The organism is Glutamicibacter sp. BS14 (assembly GCF_056934375.1).
The window spans coordinates 1247805-1265211 of sequence record NZ_CM167801.1 but is presented as its reverse complement, the minus strand read 5'-3'; the positions used below and the strand labels follow the sequence as shown (position 1 = coordinate 1265211).

General features: G+C 58.6%; 14 protein-coding genes. 8 read left to right on the top strand and 6 right to left on the bottom strand.

What is annotated here, in order from left to right; genetic code table 11:
• Positions 1–71 precede the first annotated feature (71 nt).
• Entirely contained in the window at positions 72–1091 is a 1020-nt protein-coding gene (locus AC1Z36_RS05985; RefSeq protein ID WP_483561808.1) for a LacI family DNA-binding transcriptional regulator, read from the bottom strand.
• A 174-nt stretch (positions 1092–1265) separates the two neighbouring features.
• On the opposite strand from AC1Z36_RS05985, the gene AC1Z36_RS05980 reads away from it, so the two are divergent.
• Genes AC1Z36_RS05980 through AC1Z36_RS05960 form a run of 5 tightly spaced genes read left to right on the top strand, consistent with a single transcriptional unit; the run spans position 1266 to position 7814 of the window.
• The gene (locus AC1Z36_RS05980; protein WP_105656298.1) at positions 1266–2402 is read left to right on the top strand and encodes a Gfo/Idh/MocA family protein; all 1137 of its coding nucleotides are present in this window, start codon (positions 1266–1268) and stop codon (positions 2400–2402) included.
• A gap of 11 nt (positions 2403–2413) precedes the next feature.
• Positions 2414–3652, top strand: coding sequence for a dihydrodipicolinate synthase family protein (locus tag AC1Z36_RS05975; protein ID WP_402696964.1), 1239 nt, complete (start codon positions 2414–2416; stop codon positions 3650–3652).
• On the top strand, positions 3649–4557 hold the full coding sequence (locus AC1Z36_RS05970; RefSeq protein WP_133834027.1) for a sugar phosphate isomerase/epimerase family protein: 909 nt from the start codon (positions 3649–3651) through the stop codon (positions 4555–4557). Before AC1Z36_RS05975 ends, AC1Z36_RS05970 begins: the two co-directional genes overlap by 4 nt.
• Positions 4558–4587: 30 nt before the next feature.
• The gene (locus AC1Z36_RS05965) at positions 4588–6717 is read left to right on the top strand and encodes a DUF6807 family protein (protein ID WP_105656295.1); all 2130 of its coding nucleotides are present in this window, start codon (positions 4588–4590) and stop codon (positions 6715–6717) included.
• Between the two features lie 2 nt (positions 6718–6719).
• Positions 6720–7814: a M24 family metallopeptidase gene (locus AC1Z36_RS05960; protein ID WP_105656294.1), complete on the top strand. Its 1095-nt coding sequence runs from the start codon at positions 6720–6722 to the stop codon at positions 7812–7814.
• A gap of 76 nt (positions 7815–7890) precedes the next feature.
• Here AC1Z36_RS05960 and AC1Z36_RS05955 read toward each other — a convergent pair whose 3' ends face one another.
• The 4 genes from AC1Z36_RS05955 to AC1Z36_RS05940 form a co-directional block, all read right to left on the bottom strand.
• Entirely contained in the window at positions 7891–8799 is a 909-nt protein-coding gene (locus tag AC1Z36_RS05955) for an NAD-dependent epimerase/dehydratase family protein (protein ID WP_105656293.1), read from the bottom strand.
• A gap of 8 nt (positions 8800–8807) precedes the next feature.
• Complete coding sequence (locus tag AC1Z36_RS05950; protein ID WP_105656292.1) at positions 8808–10163, bottom strand: Gfo/Idh/MocA family protein; 1356 nt, start codon at positions 10161–10163, stop codon at positions 8808–8810.
• A 96-nt stretch (positions 10164–10259) separates the two neighbouring features.
• The gene (locus tag AC1Z36_RS05945; protein WP_286134060.1) at positions 10260–11240 is read right to left on the bottom strand and encodes a carbohydrate ABC transporter permease; all 981 of its coding nucleotides are present in this window, start codon (positions 11238–11240) and stop codon (positions 10260–10262) included.
• Positions 11233–12159, bottom strand: a complete 927-nt coding sequence (locus AC1Z36_RS05940) for a carbohydrate ABC transporter permease (protein ID WP_105656291.1) — start codon at positions 12157–12159, stop codon at positions 11233–11235. The genes AC1Z36_RS05945 and AC1Z36_RS05940 overlap by 8 nt, the downstream gene beginning before the upstream one ends.
• Before the next feature lie 280 nt (positions 12160–12439).
• On the opposite strand from AC1Z36_RS05940, the gene AC1Z36_RS05935 reads away from it, so the two are divergent.
• The 3 genes from AC1Z36_RS05935 to AC1Z36_RS05925 all read left to right on the top strand — a co-directional run bounded on the left by AC1Z36_RS05935 (position 12440) and on the right by AC1Z36_RS05925 (position 15837).
• The gene (locus AC1Z36_RS05935) at positions 12440–13663 is read left to right on the top strand and encodes a mandelate racemase/muconate lactonizing enzyme family protein (RefSeq protein WP_483561807.1); all 1224 of its coding nucleotides are present in this window, start codon (positions 12440–12442) and stop codon (positions 13661–13663) included.
• A gap of 260 nt (positions 13664–13923) precedes the next feature.
• Complete coding sequence (locus AC1Z36_RS05930) at positions 13924–15057, top strand: L-talarate/galactarate dehydratase (protein ID WP_105656289.1); 1134 nt, start codon at positions 13924–13926, stop codon at positions 15055–15057.
• Between the two features lie 66 nt (positions 15058–15123).
• Positions 15124–15837 (top strand): FadR/GntR family transcriptional regulator, encoded by a 714-nt coding sequence (locus AC1Z36_RS05925; RefSeq protein ID WP_105656288.1) that lies wholly within the window; start codon positions 15124–15126, stop codon positions 15835–15837.
• A 94-nt stretch (positions 15838–15931) separates the two neighbouring features.
• On the opposite strand, the gene AC1Z36_RS05920 is transcribed toward AC1Z36_RS05925, so the two are convergent.
• Complete coding sequence (locus AC1Z36_RS05920; protein WP_105656287.1) at positions 15932–17290, bottom strand: GntT/GntP/DsdX family permease; 1359 nt, start codon at positions 17288–17290, stop codon at positions 15932–15934.
• Positions 17291–17407: the final 117 nt, after the last annotated feature.

Below are 17407 nucleotides of genomic sequence, written 5' to 3'. Positions count from 1 at the left end.
GGTCACTGGTCAAGGGGTTTCGGGAATCAAGTCAGTTAGTTTTCGCATGGCACGATTCCCAATGAACATCGCTACTGGCCGTCAGCCAACTGCGTGGACTCGCGCAGGACCGGCGCACCGGAAACCACAATCTTCCGCAGTTCGCCGTGGTTCAGCGCCATCTCACCAGCCCATTTTCCGATTTCTTCCAGAGGAAGTCGAGCAGTGCTGACCGTGGGCGTAATGTCGATAAGGGTCGGGATGTCGTCGAATCCCACCACAGCGATATCTTCGGGAATACGCAAGCGGTTCTCGCGAATCGCCCGAATGGCACCCAGGGCCATGACATCCGAAACGCAGAACACGCACACCCGATGGACACCGCCTGCCGACTTCTGCCGCTTGAGGTAATCGCTCATTGCAACATAGGCCCCCTCGCGCGAGAAGGGGCCGCTGATAACTTCCTCTGCATCCAGGCCACTGCGCTTCAGCTTCTCCAGGAACCCGTTGGAACGGTCCCTTGATGTCAGCAGATTCGCTTCCCCGGCCAATACGACAAACCTGCGGTGGCCGGCACTGATCAACTCGGCCGCCAGGTGCTCGGCAGTTGCCTCGTTGTCGATTTGTATGCCGCCCATATCGGTCATGGGCTGGCCGATAATCATGACTTGGCCACCATTTTCCTGATAATTCTCGATCAGTTTCAGCAACTGCCCATTCTCGCCCAAACTGCGCGATCCCGACAGGATGATAGCGTCCGTCCGTTGCGACATGAATGCCTGAACGGCTTCGATTTCCCGCTCGGGATCGTACTCCGTGCTGGCCAAAAGCAGCTGGACACCGCTATCACCAAGAGAGCGCTGCACTCCCCGGGCGATGGTAGAGAAGTAGGGGTCGGCTATGTCCCTGACCACCAAGCCGATCAGCTTCGTGGTGGATCTGGCAAGCGCTTGCGCTTGGGCATTGGGGAAGTAACCGAGCTTTTCAGCCGCAGCACGCACTTTATCCGAGATTTCCACAGCCGGCTTGCGTGCTGACCCATTGAGCACTCGCGAAGCGGTCGCCAGGGAAACCCCGGCTTCATTAGCCACATCAGTTAGTCGAACAGCCATCTGAAATCCTTATCATTCTCTGCAACCTGGCACAAGCTTATCTTTCACGAACGTGATGGTTGACACTCCAATTACACCTCACTATCGTGGAAAGCGCATTCCCATTCTATTCCCTTACGCATTCCCCGTTTCGAGGAGACCCCAGTGACAGAAACAAAAGTTCTACGCATCGCCATGAACGGCATCACCGGCCGCATGGGATACCGCCAGCACTTGCTGCGTTCAATCCTTCCTATCCGAGACCAGGGAGGAATCACTCTCGGGGACGGTTCGAAGCTGACCGTTGAACCGATCCTCGTTGGACGTAACGAAGCGAAGCTGCGCGAACTTGCGCAGAAGCACCAGGTTGAGCACTACAGCACCGATCTTGACTCCCTGATTGATGACCCGAGTGTCGACATCATTTTCGACGCGTCCATGACTTCCTTGCGTTACGAAACGCTGTCGAAAGCCATCGGGGCCGGCAAGCATATCTTCACCGAGAAACCGACCGCTGAAACTCTCGAAGAGGCCGTGGATCTCGCCCGCCAGGCACAGGCCAAGGGAATTACCGCCGGCGTCGTGCACGACAAGCTCTACTTGCCAGGCTTGGTGAAGTTACGCCGTTTGGTCGACGAAGGCTTCTTCGGACGCATTCTCTCAATGCGCGGTGAGTTCGGCTACTGGGTATTCGAGGGAGATATCCAGGAAGCGCAGCGGCCTTCCTGGAACTACCGTCTTGCGGATGGCGGATCGATGACCACCGACATGTACTGCCACTGGAACTACGTCCTTGAAGGAATCATCGGCAAGGTCAAGTCCGTCACCTCGACCACGGCAACCCACATCCCTACCCGCTGGGACGAACGAGGCGAAGCCTACGAAGCCACCGCAGATGATGCGGCCTACGGCATCTTCGAACTCGAAACTCCTTCCGGCGATGCAGTAATTGCGCAGATCAACTCCTCGTGGGCAGTGCGCGTCTACCGCGATGAACTGGTGGAATTCCAGATCGACGGCACCCACGGTTCCGCCGTCGCGGGATTGAACAAGTGCGTTGCCCAGCAACGCGCCCACACTCCGAAGCCTGTTTGGAACCCCGATTTGCCAGTCACTGAGTCGTTCCGCGACCAGTGGATGGAAGTTCCCGCCAATGCCGACCTGGATAACGGCTTCAAGCTGCAGTGGGAAGATTTCTTGGCCGACGTCGCAGTGGGACGCGAACACCAGTATGGCCTGCTTTCGGCCGCTCGCGGTGTCCAGCTGGCGGCTTTGGGATTGCAGTCAGCCGCCGAACGACGCACCCTCGATATCCCGGAGATCACGCTATGAGTTACGCATCCTTGCCCGAATTGACACTCATTGACGAAAACGGGCAGAACTTTTCCTATCGGTTGAAAGGCCCCGGCGAATTCCAGCGGCCGTCTGCCCCGCTTTCCTCGCGCAAGGCCTATGCCGCAGCCCATGTCATCCCCCTCATGGGAGCAGACAATACGCCTGGCGCACCGGCAAGCATCGATTGGGATGCGACGCTGGCCTACCGGCACGAGCTATGGTCCTACGGGCTGGGTGTCGCCGATGCGATGGATACGGCGCAGCGAGGCATGGGGCTGGACTACGCGGCTACCTGCGAGTTGATCAGGCGATCGGCGATCGAAGCGGCCGTGGTTCTCCAGAAGAACAGCTACCCGGCCTTGGCCGGGCTCACCGTCAGGGATATCCTCGCCTGCGGTGTCGGCACGGACCAGCTGTCGGCAGACACTGTCCAGCCGGGCCAGCTGGCTGAAGTCACCAACGCTTATTTGGAGATGCTGCGCCTTGTTGAAGATTCAGGTTCGAAGGCGATCTTGATGTGCTCCCGGGCCCTGGTCAAGGCAGCGCGCACCTCGCAGGATTATCTGGACGTGTATGCGACTTTGCTCGACGCTGCCAAGCAGCCAGTGATCCTGCATTGGCTTGGAGACATGTTCGATCCACAGTTGAGCGGCTACTGGGGAACACAGGATTTGGCAGAAGCCACCGGGGTTTTCCAGTCCATTCTGGAGCAGCACGCGTCGAAAATCGACGGCGTCAAAGTCTCTTTGCTCAATGCCGAGCATGAGAAGCAGCTTCGTGCCGCATTGCCAGCTGGAGTGCGCCTCTACACTGGAGACGATTTCAACTATCCCGAGCTGATTCACGGTGACGGGCAACTGCATTCCGATGCGTTGCTGGGAATTTTCGCCGCCATCTATCCCGCTGCGTCAACGGCCCTGCAGGCTTTCGATGCAGGCGACGCAGAACGCGGCCGGAAGATCCTGGACTCCACCAGAGAGCTGGGATTGCATATTTTCAGCGCCCCAACTTTCTACTACAAGACCGGGATTGCCTTTCTTTCGTGGCTCAATGGGCACCAAAGCGGTTTCCAGATGATCGGCGGGCTGCACGCCGGACGTTCACTGCCGCACTTGGTGCGCACATTCGTTCTCGCTGATGGCGCTGGCCTGTTGCAAAACCCTGATCTGGCTGCTGGGCGAATGGAACAGCTCCTGGCAATTTCTGGAATCAAAACTACAACTTCGTCCCTGACAGGTGTGTCATGACATTCGAACTATCGCTTAATACCGGCACTACCCCGAATCTCAGCCTCCACGAAGCCGCTGAAGCTGCAGCGCAGGCGGGCCTGAGCCATATTGGTCCGTGGCGGCATTTGCTTGCCGAGGCCGGTGGCGCTGGGCCAGCAGCCCAGATCATCGCTGGGGCAGGGCTCAAAGCCAGCACCTTGTGCCGTGGCGGCTTTCTCACTGCACCTTCTGCCGAAGCCCAAGCTGCCGCGCTGGCATCGAACCGGCAGGCCATCGAGGAAGCTGCCGTCATCGGCGCCAATGAATTGATCATGGTCGTGGGCGGCTTGCCGTCGGCCGCGCATATTCTGGGCGGCACCGGGGATCCAGCAGACAAGAACATTGTCGCGGCGCGTGATCGCGTCGCGCGCGGCTTGGAAGAGCTGGTTCCCATCGCCCTGGAACACGGCGTTCGGCTGGTGCTAGAACCGTTGCATCCAATGTATGCCGCCGACCGAGCGGTGCTTTCCACACTCGGACAGGCCCTGGACTTGGCCAGTCCTTATCCAACCAAGGCCGTGGGCGTTGTTGTTGACACCTTCCATGTGTTCTGGGATCCGCAGTTGCAGCAGCAGATCCAGCGGGCAGGCCTTGAGCATCGCCTGGCCAGCTACCAGATCTGTGATTTCAATCTGCCGATTGCCAGCAATGCACTGCAATCCAGAGGCATGATGGGCGACGGCCATATCGATTTCTCGGCGATTTCCCGATGGGTGTCACAGGCCGGATACCGAGGTCCAGTTGAAGTCGAGATCTTCAATGAGGAGATCAACCAGCAGGATTCCGCGCTGACCTTGGCAACCATGTCCCAGCGCTACGAAACTCTAGTACTGCCCCACCTTGAGCAAGCTGCGGGCGTTCAGCCGGCCAGCGCATTAAACTGATCTGAATTCGAATATCTCTGAAGGAACACGATGAATCAGCAAGCCACCGCAGCGGGATCTGCAACGACTAGTGCCCTGGCAGCGCCAACTGCTCCTGCGGTGGTGCTGATTGGTCTGAACGGATTCGGACGCCAGCATTTGGCAAATATCCATCGACTCGCAGCCGAGGAGAAAATCACGTTCCTTGCCGGCATCGATCCGGTCGATCCCGGGAAAGAGATTCGCGGCAAGGACACGCACGTGTTCGCCGACTTTGATGCTTTCCTCAGCTCCGGATTAACCCCGGACATCATCATTATTTCAACGCCGATCAGTACGCATGCCGACCTGGCGATGAGGGCCTTGCGTACAGGTGCAGATCTCTACCTCGAAAAACCGCCGACAGCGACCCTGGATCAGTATTCACGCCTGCTGCAAGCCGCGGCCGATGCTGGCGCCCACGTGCAGGTAGGGTTCCAGGCCCTTGGCTCGACAGCCTTGAAAACCATAGATGGGTTCTTCGCCGATAACGCGAAGAACTCTCCCATCGGGGCCCTTCGTGCGGTGGGTGCCAGTGGAAATTGGCTCCGCACCACGGGCTACTATGAACGTTCGCCTTGGGCAGGACATCGGAAACTCGACGGCGTCGAGATTGCCGACGGTGTAGTGACCAATCCCCTGGCCCACGCGGTCGCCAGCGCCTTGCACATCGCCGGAGCGCGCAAAGCCCAGGATGTCGCCCATCTGGCCACCGAGCTGTATCACGCCCACAGCATCGAAGCAGACGATACCTCCGTGGTGCGCGTGCAAACGAGCACCGGAATCCCCGTCATTGCCGCGCTGACCGTTTGCGCCAGTGAACAGCAGGATCCATGGATCACCATCTATGGCACCGAAGGCACCGCAACCTTGTACTACACCCGTGATGAGCTGCTGGTTCGACCCAACCCGGACTTGGGGCTTCCAGAATCTTCTGAAGTTTTCGGACGAGTCAACCTTCTCGAGAACCTCGTCGAGGTGCGCAACGGCAGCGAAACCGAACTCTTGAGCTCTTTGGCGTCGGCCGGTGCTTTCATGCGCGTTCTCGAGCAGATACGGACCTCGGATACTCCAACTCAGATCGCAGAAGTGCAGGTTATCCCTGCCGGGGATGGAGCAGATTTCCACCCAGTGATACCGAACATCGAACGATTCATCGACCGAGCGGTGGCGGCGCAGTCCAGTTTCTCTTCACTCGGAGCGCCTTGGGCCTTGCCAGCGAAAACCAGTGGCTCGTTGTCGCTGATCCATCCCGCAACGGGGAAGCAGCGCACCCTTGCGGAGTTGCGGACGGGAGAAGATATTTCCCGCACCAATTCACCGCGTCCCTTCTTGGATAACCTGAAGACCTTCAACGGAGTTGTGGTCAGTGAGCAGCAACCGCTTGACCACACCTGGCATCTAGGTGTCGGGGTTGCATTGCAAGATGTGAACGGGACCAATTTCTGGGGAGGGCGCACCTACACCCGCGACGCCTCACGCTACATATGGCGTGCGGACCATGGACATATCCGCACAGCGTCCAATGCGTTCGCCCGCAATGGCAGCGCTTTGGATTCGCAGCTTGAATGGGTCAGCCACGAACAGGAAATCCTGCTGGATGAGCACCGTTCGATTGAGCTCAATGCATTTGAGGACCACGAAAGCGCCATCACCGGCTGGAGCCTGGATTTCAGTTTCAGGCTCTCGGCGCGCGAACGCCAGGTGTCGCTTGGCTCTCCGGGTACCAACGGCCGTCACAACGGCGGCTACGGAGGTTTCTTCTGGCGTCTGCCTCCAATCGCTGATCCACAGATTTTTACCCCATCGGCTTCCGGGGAATCGCAAGTCCACGGTGTGCACAGTCCATGGCTCGCCTTCAGTGCTACATTCTCTTCGGACTCGGTGGGTTTGGCTGATCTTGCTGAAGGCCACGGGGATGCCACCATTATTTTCTGCAGTGAGCAAGATGACCCATGGTTTGTTCGCAGTTCTGGATATCCGGGTGTCGGCAGTTCGCTGGCCTGGTCTACACCGGTTGTGCTGGACCCTCAGGAAGCGATAACCCGCCAAGTTCGAGTACTCGTGGTTGATGGGAGGGTCCCGGTGCAGACCGTGGCCCTGCTAGCCCGAAAATACGGTTCAGGTTCCAAGGAAGGCTGATTGTGCCCACCACCGCCACTCATGAATACGCAAAGAAGCATGCCCAACTGGTCGAGCTCATCAGAAGCCGCGATGGGCAGTATCTGCTTCTCTCAACCCCCGCTTCGCTTGCCTGGCTCTTGGGCGGTGCCCGCACGCACGTATCTCTTGCGGCACCACCCATTGCCAGGGTTCTGGTTCATGCCCAGGGGTGCGAGCTTGCCACGTCCGTGAGCGAAGCTGCACGGATCCAGCGAGAAGAGCTCGGCAACGTGGAACAAGTTTCGGTGCATGTCACCGCCTGGTACCAGGATCTCGACAATGTCCGAGAATGGTTTCCAGCGGCGAGCGGACAAAAGATCCTCAGCGAGCGGGAAATCGAGTCCGATTTGCGAGCCCTTCGCTCAGCACTCAATGAAACTGAGATTAATAGGTATCGCGCTCTTTGCCGCGACACGGCTGCGCTCATGACCCAAGTGCTGTCGGCCGCCCGTAGCGATGATTCCGAGTTCGACGTGGCAGCCAAGCTGACAGCTGGAGCCGTCGTCCAAGGAGGCGAAGTGCTCGTTGCCTTGGTCAGCGGCGATTCACGTGCCGCAGCCCGGCACCCCCTGCCCACCGCGGCCCCGCTCGGAGGCAAAGCCATGGCAGTGCTGTGCGTAAGACGTCATGGGCTCATTGCCAACATCACCAGGTGGGTGCGATTCGGTGCGCCGACGCCTCAGGAACTCTCTGGAGAAGACGACATCCTGGCTGTCGAGGCAGATATCCTTGCGGCAATTCGCCCTGGCGGCGTTCTCGGTGAATTATTGCCCGTCATCCAGGAATCCTACCCGGAGCATGGTTTCGATGCCGGGGAATGGTCGTTGCATCATCAAGGCGGCATTGCCGGCTACAACGGACGAGATCCCCGGCTCACCCCAGGAGCAACTGATCTCTTCCAGTTGAACCAGGCTTTTGCGTTCAATCCCAGTGCAGCACGCGATGGTCTGGCGTTCAAAGTTGAGGACACCATGCTGCTGACCGAGTCCGGGGATTTTGAGGTTCTCACCTTCGATCCGCTCTGGCCCTCAAACCTGGTTAACGGTTTGCCACGGCCGGCAGTACTTCAACGCTAAGCGCACCCCTAAACAATTATTGGCTGGGAAATCCTTTTGAGGTTTCCCAGCCAATAATTTTATGTACCGATGCCTTTTATACGGTGGCCTTCAATTCCGAGCGCCAGCTGCGTTTCGGTTCCCAGCCAAGGACATCTCGCGCTTTCTGGATACTGAAGGCAGGGCTATCCGTGGTGAGTCCCGCTGCGACGTCCTCGAGCTCCGGATAAATCTCTGGGATCAGCTCTGCGAGCGGACGCGTTGCCATGGCATCCTTTGCACCAACGAAGAACACCGAGCCATTCTCTACGCGGTCAAACCGTTCAAGCAGTACCAGCAGGAAATCTGCCACGTCCCGCGCATCAACGTAATTGAATAGCGCAGGCGCTGACAAGCGAGGATCTTGTAGGCGCTCAGCAACAGTGTGTCCCTGCTGCGTTGGAGCGCCGGCCCACTCTTCCTCTGCGATCACATAGCAGGGCCTGAAGGAAGCGAACTTCACCGAACTTGCCGGTCCCATTTTCGCTGCGAACATGGCGGCAATCTGCTCGGCTACGAATTTGGAAAGCCCATAAGCATGCCATGGCTTGGGAACTTCGTTTTCATCAAGAGGCAGCTTCTCCGGCACCCATCCGCCCGGAGAACCATAGCCCATTATTGATGGGCTGGAGGCCAGCACGACCCTGGTAGCACCGGCCTCCACTGCCGCCGAGGTGACGTTATGGGCAATGGTCGCGTTCGTGTGCAGAAGCACCTCTTCCGGGGCCATGAAAGGAACAGCCATTGCCGCGAGGGACACCACCGCTTGCGGAGCAAGCTGCTCGAATAGCGCATGCGTAGCCTTCGCATCCATCAGATCGATGCAGTGATATTCCACGCCATCGAGAGGTTCTTCCGGAATCTGCCTGTCAAGAGAGATCACTTCATGCCCTGCGTGAGAAAACCCCGCGAGCACGGCACGGCCTAAACGCCCTGCTCCCCCGGTGATGACGACTTTTTCACCCATGGCTCCGTTTACACCTTGACCTTCGGTTGAAACGAAATGTCCACGCCCAGGCCAGCACTCCCGACGTCCACGAGCTGCCTGGTTTCCAGCGATTGATTTCCGCAAATCCCGACAGCAATGGCGCGCACACCGTCGATGAATCCGGCTTGCCGCGCATATCCATCCTCGTTGGCTCCGCGGAAGAGCTCTTCGAGCAGGAGCTTGTCGCCGCCACCATGCGATCCATTCGAGTTTTCGATCTGAATCTCCACTGCTTCTTCCCAATGCCGCTGCAAAAGCAATCTCTCGCCTTTCGACCTGGCATTGCCGCTCTGGCCATCATTGCTATATGAAGGATCCACCGGATGCCCGCCGGCCGCGGGCAGTACTGCTGCCCGTTCGACAACGTCCAGTTCCAGGCGTCCTTCCGTCCCGTTCACCGCAACCCGGTATCCTTCCCATGGGCTGTGCGCGTTCAGGGAATATGAAAGCACCGGTCCGTTTTGATACTCAGCAGTCAGGCTCAAATTGTCTTCGATGGTGATCTCGCCATTGAAGACTCCCTGGTCTCGGCGGTACCCATCAAAGTGTTCGTTCTCTAGATAGAGCTTTTCCAACCGCTCATCGCTGCGAAGATCCAAATCAAACGGATCCTTATCGCTTAGCCCGTGGGTACCGCGTTCGTTGGCTTGGCGGCCCCTGAACTCTGCGTTGTCGGGCCCGTAGAACTTCAGCCCTCCTGTTGCAAAGACCTTCTGCGGTGAATCGTCGAGCCACCAATTGACCAGATCGAAATGATGGCTGGACTTATGGATTAGCAAGCCGCCAGAGTTTTCCTTGAGTCGATGCCATCGGCGAAAGTAGTCTGCTCCGTGAACGGTATCCAGCATCCAGTTGAAGTCCACGGATGTGACTTGGCCGATTTTCCCATCGTCGATGGCCTTCTTCAGGGCTGTATTCCGAGGAGAATAACGGTAGTTAAACGTGACCACGATTTCATGGCCGCTTTCTTCCACCGCCCGAGCTATACGAGCGGTGCTCGGCGCATCAATTGTTAGTGGTTTCTCAACTATCACATCGGCGCCGGCATACAGAGCGGTGCAGATCAGCTCAGCATGCGTGTAGTCCGGGCTCGTGATGATTACCCGGTCAATGTGGCGTTCTCGAATGACTTTGGCCAAGTCTTGCGGGTCAAAGGACCCAACCTTCTCGCCGAAGGTCTGTTCAACTACGTCTTGGTAGTACTCGATTCGCCCCTGGTTGGTATCTGCCAATGCGACAAGTTCAGCGACGTCGCTATGTTCACCGAAGATAGCAGTCAGGTACATTTCGCATCGGTTCCCTGTGCCGATCAGTACGTAGCTGGTGCGTGATGAGCTTCCCATGCGGTTTCTCCTACGATAAGTTTCTGGCGCTTGTGTCTGGTATCGGTCGAGGCCACTGGCCTAGCGCTGTTGTCCTAGGCCAGTGGCATATTCCTGCTATTTGATACCAGTAGTTGCGATGCCCTTGACCAGGTATTTCTGCCCGAAGAGGAAGGCAAGGAATACAGGGACCAACGTGACGATCGACATTGCGAACAGTGCGCCCCAGTTGGATTCTCCGGTGGAGTCTATGAATGCGTTGAGCGCAACTTGCACGGTGTAATTACTCGGGTTGGTGAGGTAGATCAGTGAGGTAAAGAAGTCGCTCCAGGTCCAGATGAACGTGAAGATTGCCGTAGTTGCCAAGGCTGGAACCATAAGCGGCAGGATGATCTGCAGGAAGATCCGTGGATGGCCGGCGCCATCGATTCGGGCTGCTTCATCCATATCCTTAGGGATTCCTCGGATGAATTGGATCATCAGGAAGATGAAGAACCCGTCCGTGGCAAGCAGTTTCGGAACGATGATTGGCCAGAAGGTATTGACCCAGCCGATCTGAGAAAACATGATGTACTGCGGAACGATAATCACGTGGATCGGCAGCATGATGGTCATCAGCATCAGCGCGAACATAATCTTCTTGAACTTGAAGTCAAGCCTGGCAAATGCGTATGCCGCCATGGAGCAGGACACCAAGTTGCCAAGGATGCATCCCAAAACCAAAATCGCAGAGTTCATCAAGTACTTGCTGAAAGGTTCAGACAGCGCGTTCCAACCGCTGGGGTAGTTATTCCAGTCCACCTGGGAAATAACCAAACCGGCCTCGCGGAAGATCAGGTCGTTCGGGCGGAAGGAGCTAGCTACCATCCACAGCAATGGATAGATCATGACTCCGGCACCCAGGATCAGCAGCGCATGCTTTAGCAATGAGCGCATTGAAACCTTGAACTTCGGGCTCTTACCCTTTACGGTCTTGCCTCGTTCATCAGTACCGCCAACCGGCGGCTTTTTTCCGAGAAGTTCTTCCTCATCAAGCACGAGTTCTTGCGGTGACCCACCGCGTACTTGCGAATCTGGAAGTGAAGTTTGATTAGTCATCGTAAAACACCCAATACTTAGAAACGAAGAAGTTCACAGCGGTAAATGCACCAACTATGAGCACCAGGAGCCATGCCATGGCTGAGGCATAACCCATATCGAACTGTTTGAATCCTTGCTGGTACAGGTAGAGCGTGAAGAACATGGTGGAATCGGCAGGACCGCCCGATCCATTGGACACGATGAAAGCTTGAGTGAAGTTCTGGAAGGCCCCAATGATCTGCAGGACCAGGTTGAAGAAAATAATGGGGCTAATCATCGGCAACGTGATACTCAGGAACTGCCGCCATTTGCTCGCCCCATCAATGGAGGCTGCTTCGTAATACATCATGGGAACTTGACGCAGACCTGCAAGGAAGATCACCATCGGTGAGCCGAAGGTCCACACGTTGAGCAAGATCAGGCTTCCAAGTGACGTGTTTGGATCGGAGATCCATCCAATGCCTTGGATACCGACCAATTCCAAGAGCTGATTCACCAGGCCGGTGGTACCGAAAATCTGCTTCCACAGCACTGCGATTGCAACTGAGGAACCCAGCATGGAAGGCAGGTAGAAAATTGAGCGGTAAAAAGAGAGCCCGCGCATTCCCCGGTCAAGCAAGATTGCTACGGCGAGGGCCACTGCCAGCTGCAACGGAACACCGATCAAAACGTAGGTGAACGTGACCCGCAATGAATTATGCAGCCGCTGGTCGTCGAGCATCCGTTCAATGTTCTCAAACCCTGAAAAGGACGGAGCCTGCAAAAGGTTGTAGTCCGTAAACGCAAGATACAGCGACATGGCCATGGGCCCCAGGGTGATAAGGAATAACCCGATCGTCCACGGAATGAGGAAGATATGCGCTGCCTTGTTGTCCTTGGGAGGGACTTTGCGGCCATTGTTCTTGCTGAGGTTCTGCAGTTCGGCAATGGCGCTCATTGACCACTACCTCCTTTCGACGAAACGCGAAGGCAGCCCTTACGAATCGGGACCGACATGAGTGACTCCTTGCTAGAAGCGCTTTGTGAAGATGATTCGAAATCGACTTCAGGAATGCGCTTTCCAATCTCTATTCCTCAACGCTAAACTAAACACCAACGTGAGGTCAACCACACTGGCGAGATAGGTTTGAGGAATCGCCTCGGAGCCACCGCTGGACGCCATCACACGGTGCGAACAGTCGCTGGATGCGTCCATATGAAAATAGGAGATCAGTAAAATGTCGCAGGCCAAAGACGGTTTAAGTGACACTATCGTGTCAATAGAGCCCTATTGGATATCACTGCCTTTTGATGCCGCGCGGCGAAGCCAGGAAGATTCCAATGCGGAATCAATCGATGCTTTCAATGCATCATCACGCACGTTGACCCAGATGGAATCATTAATGGTGAAGGTGCAAACCGCGGATGGGTTCACCGGCTGGGGCGAAGCCTTCGGCCACAAATCCAATCCCGCGACATGGGCTGCCCTTGAACAGATCGTGGCCCCCTTTTTCTTGGGGCGTTCATCGGCCCTCGACGGGAGCATTGCCTCGGCCGAATATGCATTCCACGCCTTCGGGCGCACCGGACCCATTCACTTCGCACTATCCGCAGTGGACATCGCTCTTTGGGATATAGCGGCACGTCGTGCAGGACAGACGCTGCGGGAATTCATCAATATCGATGCCCGCCATGAAATCAATGCCTACGCGTCTTTGGTCCACTATGCCGAGGATCCGCAGGAGGTTGCTTTTCATCTTTCCAGGGCTTTGGAACACGGATTCAAGGCGTTCAAAATCCATGAGTCCTCGATTCCAGCCATCAAGGCCGCACGGCAGGCCGTGGGCTCCCACCCGCTGATGGTCGATGTCAATTGCAAGTGGCATCATCCAGCCGAAGCCGGGTCGTCGATTGCTGCCATGGCGGACCTGGAGCTGCTGTGGATCGAAGAACCGATCTTCCCGCCAGATGATTCGCAATCACTAGCCGCCCTCAATGCTCGTTTCGGCAACGTCTCCGGTGGAGAAAACCATTCAGGGGTCCAGGGGCTGACCTCGGATATGGAACTCGGCGCCCTGCAGTTTGCCCAGCCTAGCGTCGGAAAGATTGGCGGACTCAGCGCCATGCTCAAAATTCGCGAGGCGGGTCAACGGCTTAATGTCCATGTGGTGCCACACTGCTTCTACTACGGTCCGGCCCTCCTGGCCACCGCGCAGCTGATCGCCGCAGACCAGGAAGTCCAGCTTGCCAACGGGTCACTCCGTCCGGAATTGGAAATCCCCTTCCTCGGTTGGGAAACCCAGCTCCACCCTTGGCATGCGCCGCATCAGGGGAAGCTCACTAACGAGGGTACGATCCGTCTGCCAACGGAAGCCGGGCTCGGTTTCACTCCGGATCCAGTCGTTCTTGAAAACCATGCCCTCAAGCATCTGGTCTTGACCACTGCGCCTTGCGAAGGGTAAATGATCCGGCAAGGCAATAGCCGCTTCAAGCATTGCGGACAGCCCGCGATTGCCTGGAGCCCCGCCGTCCAGACGGGAACCTGCCGTGGTTTCAAGCACCCGAGCGGCAGCTCCGGGCGCATTCGACCACAGAGAAGAAAGGGGCAGCAGGCCACCGAAGAAAACACTCGAAAAATCACTTGTGTAATAAGTTTCTTACTTATAGGATAAGTAATTAAATGAGCTTACCCCCACAGTGATCCCAACAGGAGATTCCCGCCATGACCTATACCCCCGACGCCATCCGCCACGTCAAGCTTTCAACGGCCCGGTTGCCGCTGGCCACACCGATCTCCGATGCGAAAGTTTTCACCGGTCGTCAGAAGCCAATGACCGAGGTGGTCTTCCTCTTCGCGGAGATCACCACGGAACAGGGCCATGAGGGTTTCGGGTTCTCCTACTCCAAGCGGGCTGGCGGTCCTGCACAGTACGCCCATGCCAAGGAAGTCGCACAAGCGATGATTGGCGAAGATCCAAGTGACATCGCCAAGTTGTACACCAAGCTCCTCTGGGCCGGCGCTTCGGTGGGCCGCTCTGGTGTGGCGACCCAGGCGTTGGCCGCACTTGATATCGCGCTCTACGACATGAAAGCCAAGCGCGCGGGGCTTCCGCTAGCCAAGTTCCTCGGCTCCCACCGCGATTCGGTGCGCACCTACAATACTTCCGGCGGCTTCTTGAACGCCAGCATCGAGGAGGTCAAGGATCGGGCTACCCAGTCCATCGAGGAAGGGATCGGCGGCATCAAGATCAAGGTCGGCCTGCCGGACAGCGCCGAAGACCTGCGCCGCGTTGCCGCAGTGCGCGAGCATATTGGCCCGGATTTCCCGCTCATGGTCGACGCCAACCAGCAATGGGACCGCGCTACCGCATTGCGCATGGGGCGCAGGCTCGAGGAGTTCAACCTCGTCTGGATCGAAGAACCGCTGGATGCCTACGATGCTGAAGGCCATGCGGCCCTGACCGCTGCCCTGGATACGCCAATAGCCACAGGAGAGATGCTTGCTTCGGTATCCGAGCACGAACGCCTGATTGCCGCACGCGCCTGCGACATCATCCAGCCTGACGCTCCCCGGGTTGGTGGCATCACCCAGTTCCAGAGACTGGCAACTTTCGCTGACCAGGCTGGGCTGGATCTGGCACCGCACTTCGCAATGGAAATCCACTTGCATCTGGCAGCAGCGTACCCACGCGAGCCTTGGGTGGAGCACTTCGACTGGCTCGACCCGCTGTTCAATGAGCACTTGGAAACCAAGGACGGCCGGATGATCGTTCCGAACAGGCCAGGGCTCGGCTTCACCCTGAGCGACCAGGCCCGCGCGTGGACCACCGAAACCGCGCAATTCGGCACCGCCTGAGTCCCCATGACTGGACCTTCGCGCCGGAACCGCCTGCCAGGCGGTTCCGGCGCTTATCCTTTAAGCATGCACAACGCCAAACCCAATCTGGCATCGGCCTTGGTCGGGCACCTGCGCGCGCAGATCAGCGGCGGGGCCATTCCTCCGGGACAGAAGCTGCCCAGCGAGAACGAGCTGATCGCCGAGCACGGGGTATCGCGCACCGTGGTCCGCGAGGCCATTACCCGGCTGCAGGCCGAAGGGCTGGTCTACACGCGGCGCGGCGCGGGCAGCTTCGCTTTGACTCCTCCACCGCCCGCCGAGCCTGCCGCTCAAGCACTGGTTCCGCGTACCGTCGAGGAACGCCGCCAGTTGATCGAGTACCGGGTGGGTTTCGAGACCGAGGCCGCCGCCGTCGCGGCCCGCTCCCGCACCGCGCAGGATTTGTCCGCAATGGACCAGGCCCTGCGGGGCTTCGAGGCCGCAGCGGGCAATGCGGCGGTGAGCATGAGCTGCGATTTCGAGTTCCACCTGGCCGTGGCCAGGGCTACCGGCAATCCCTACTTCGGCCAGGCTGTGGAGAATTTCGGTCCCTCCATGATCGCGATGCCGCGCGGCCGGCTGGATTCGGCCGACACGATCACCGCCGACCGGCTGGGTTCGGTGGCCGCAGAGCACCGCGCCGTGCGTGATGCCATTGCCTCCGGCGACCCGCACATGGCGGCCGCGGCCATGCGCATGCATCTGGGCAACTCCATGCTGCGGCTGCAATCCGAAGCGGGGCTCGGCCCCGCGCTTTAGGGCCGGGACGCGGAAAAGACCTCCGGCTGGCCGTGGCAGCTGCCATCAGCTCCATGTCGCCGAGAGGTCTTTCCTTCAAAGTCCCGTACCGGGCCTAGGTGATCACCAGGTCCAGTGCGAAGACCCCGAGCAACCCGAGTACCGCCAACGTCGTGGTGTAGGTGGTGCGCACCGCGAGCGCCTGCCCGACATTGAGGTTGAAATACTCCTTGAACATCCAGAAGCCCGGGTCGTTCACGTGGCTGAAGGCGATCGAGCCGCAGGCGGTGGCCAGCACCATCAGCTCAGGCGACGCTCCGGTGGCCGCGACCAGCGGTGCAGCGATGCCGGCGGCGGTCGATACCGCCACCGTAGCTGATCCCAGCGCGATGCGCAGGATCACCGCAATGATCCAGGCCAGGAACAGCGGGCTGAGATTCCACCCCGCAGTGGTGTCCGCAATGTAGTCGGCAATGCCGGCGGAAACCAGCACCTGCTTGAAGGCGCCGCCGGCGCCGATGACCAGCAGGATCATGGCCATGGCCCGCGCGGCCTCGCTCATCGACTTGGCGACCTGCGCCATGGAACGGTTGTTCAGCGGGCCGAAGGCGGCAATCGCCACCAGCAGGGCGATCAGCAACGCAATTTCCGCAGAGCCCAGCAGCGCGAGCACATCGTCGGCCTCCTCGCTCAGCGTCACGGTCATGCGCAGGATTTCCGAACCGGCAATCAGCACGATGGGCAGCAGCGCCACCAGGAAGGACAAGGCGCCCGAGGGCAGCTCGTCGTCGGCGAAGTCCTTTTCCGCGAGCAGCCCCGAGGGCATCTGCGGGTTCATCTGCCGCACGAAGGACAGCCGCGGCCAGGCCATCGCAATGGCCACACCGGCCGGAATGGCGATGAGCAGGCCGTAGGCCAGCGTCAATCCGACCGATGCGTTGTACAGCCCGGCCACTGCGGTCGGACCCGGGTGCGGGGGCAGGAAGGAATGCATGGTGGACAGCGAGATGGACATGGGCAGGCCCACCCACAGCAGGTTGACCTTGGTGGCGCGCACCAGGGTGAAGGCGACCGGCACCAGGATCACGAACGCGACCTCGTAGAACATGGTCACGCCGATCAGCATCGCGGAAATGATCATGGCCCACTGCACGCCACGCTCGCCGAAGACCGAGAGGATCTTGCGGGCAATGCGCTGCGCCGCCCCGGCGTCGCCCATGACGCGGCCAATCATGGCACCCAGGCCGATGACGACGGCGGTGCTTCCCAGCTGCCCGCCCAGGCCCTCGGTGATGATCTCCGGGATGTCAGCGACGCCCGCGGGCTCGCCGTCCACGCTCAGCGATCCGGTGGCGACGGCCCAGAAGGCCACGAGGGTGGCGACGAGGATCAGGGCGATGAATCCGTTGAGCTTGAACCTCATCATGAGGATCAGCAGCACGACTACCGCCAGCGCTACGACAAGCAGGGGCATAAAGGGGCTCCGATCTGGGGAATACTTTGGAAAAGGGTGGAATCTCGGCATCGCGGGTGGCGGCGAGGTCTTGGGTTTACGTGAGCTGCCGCATATCGCCATGTGCCTGTAGTCACG

Bases quoted from the DNA above. Each gene is read 5' to 3' on its own strand.
- AC1Z36_RS05980 (WP_105656298.1), top strand. From the start codon at position 1,266: ATGAACGGCATCACCGGCCGCATGGGATACCGCCAGCACTTGCTGCGT.
- AC1Z36_RS05925 (WP_105656288.1), top strand. From the start codon at position 15,124: ATGCACAACGCCAAACCCAATCTGGCATCGGCCTTGGTCGGGCACCTG.
- AC1Z36_RS05950 (WP_105656292.1), bottom strand. From the start codon at position 10,163: ATGGGAAGCTCATCACGCACCAGCTACGTACTGATCGGCACAGGGAAC.
- AC1Z36_RS05965 (WP_105656295.1), top strand. From the start codon at position 4,588: ATGAATCAGCAAGCCACCGCAGCGGGATCTGCAACGACTAGTGCCCTG.
- AC1Z36_RS05940 (WP_105656291.1), bottom strand. From the start codon at position 12,159: ATGAGCGCCATTGCCGAACTGCAGAACCTCAGCAAGAACAATGGCCGC.
- AC1Z36_RS05955 (WP_105656293.1), bottom strand. From the start codon at position 8,799: ATGGGTGAAAAAGTCGTCATCACCGGGGGAGCAGGGCGTTTAGGCCGT.
- AC1Z36_RS05970 (WP_133834027.1), top strand. From the start codon at position 3,649: ATGACATTCGAACTATCGCTTAATACCGGCACTACCCCGAATCTCAGC.
- AC1Z36_RS05930 (WP_105656289.1), top strand. From the start codon at position 13,924: ATGACCTATACCCCCGACGCCATCCGCCACGTCAAGCTTTCAACGGCC.
- AC1Z36_RS05985 (WP_483561808.1), bottom strand. From the start codon at position 1,091: ATGGCTGTTCGACTAACTGATGTGGCTAATGAAGCCGGGGTTTCCCTG.
- AC1Z36_RS05935 (WP_483561807.1), top strand. From the start codon at position 12,440: ATGTCGCAGGCCAAAGACGGTTTAAGTGACACTATCGTGTCAATAGAG.
- AC1Z36_RS05920 (WP_105656287.1), bottom strand. From the start codon at position 17,290: ATGCCCCTGCTTGTCGTAGCGCTGGCGGTAGTCGTGCTGCTGATCCTC.
- AC1Z36_RS05945 (WP_286134060.1), bottom strand. From the start codon at position 11,240: ATGACTAATCAAACTTCACTTCCAGATTCGCAAGTACGCGGTGGGTCA.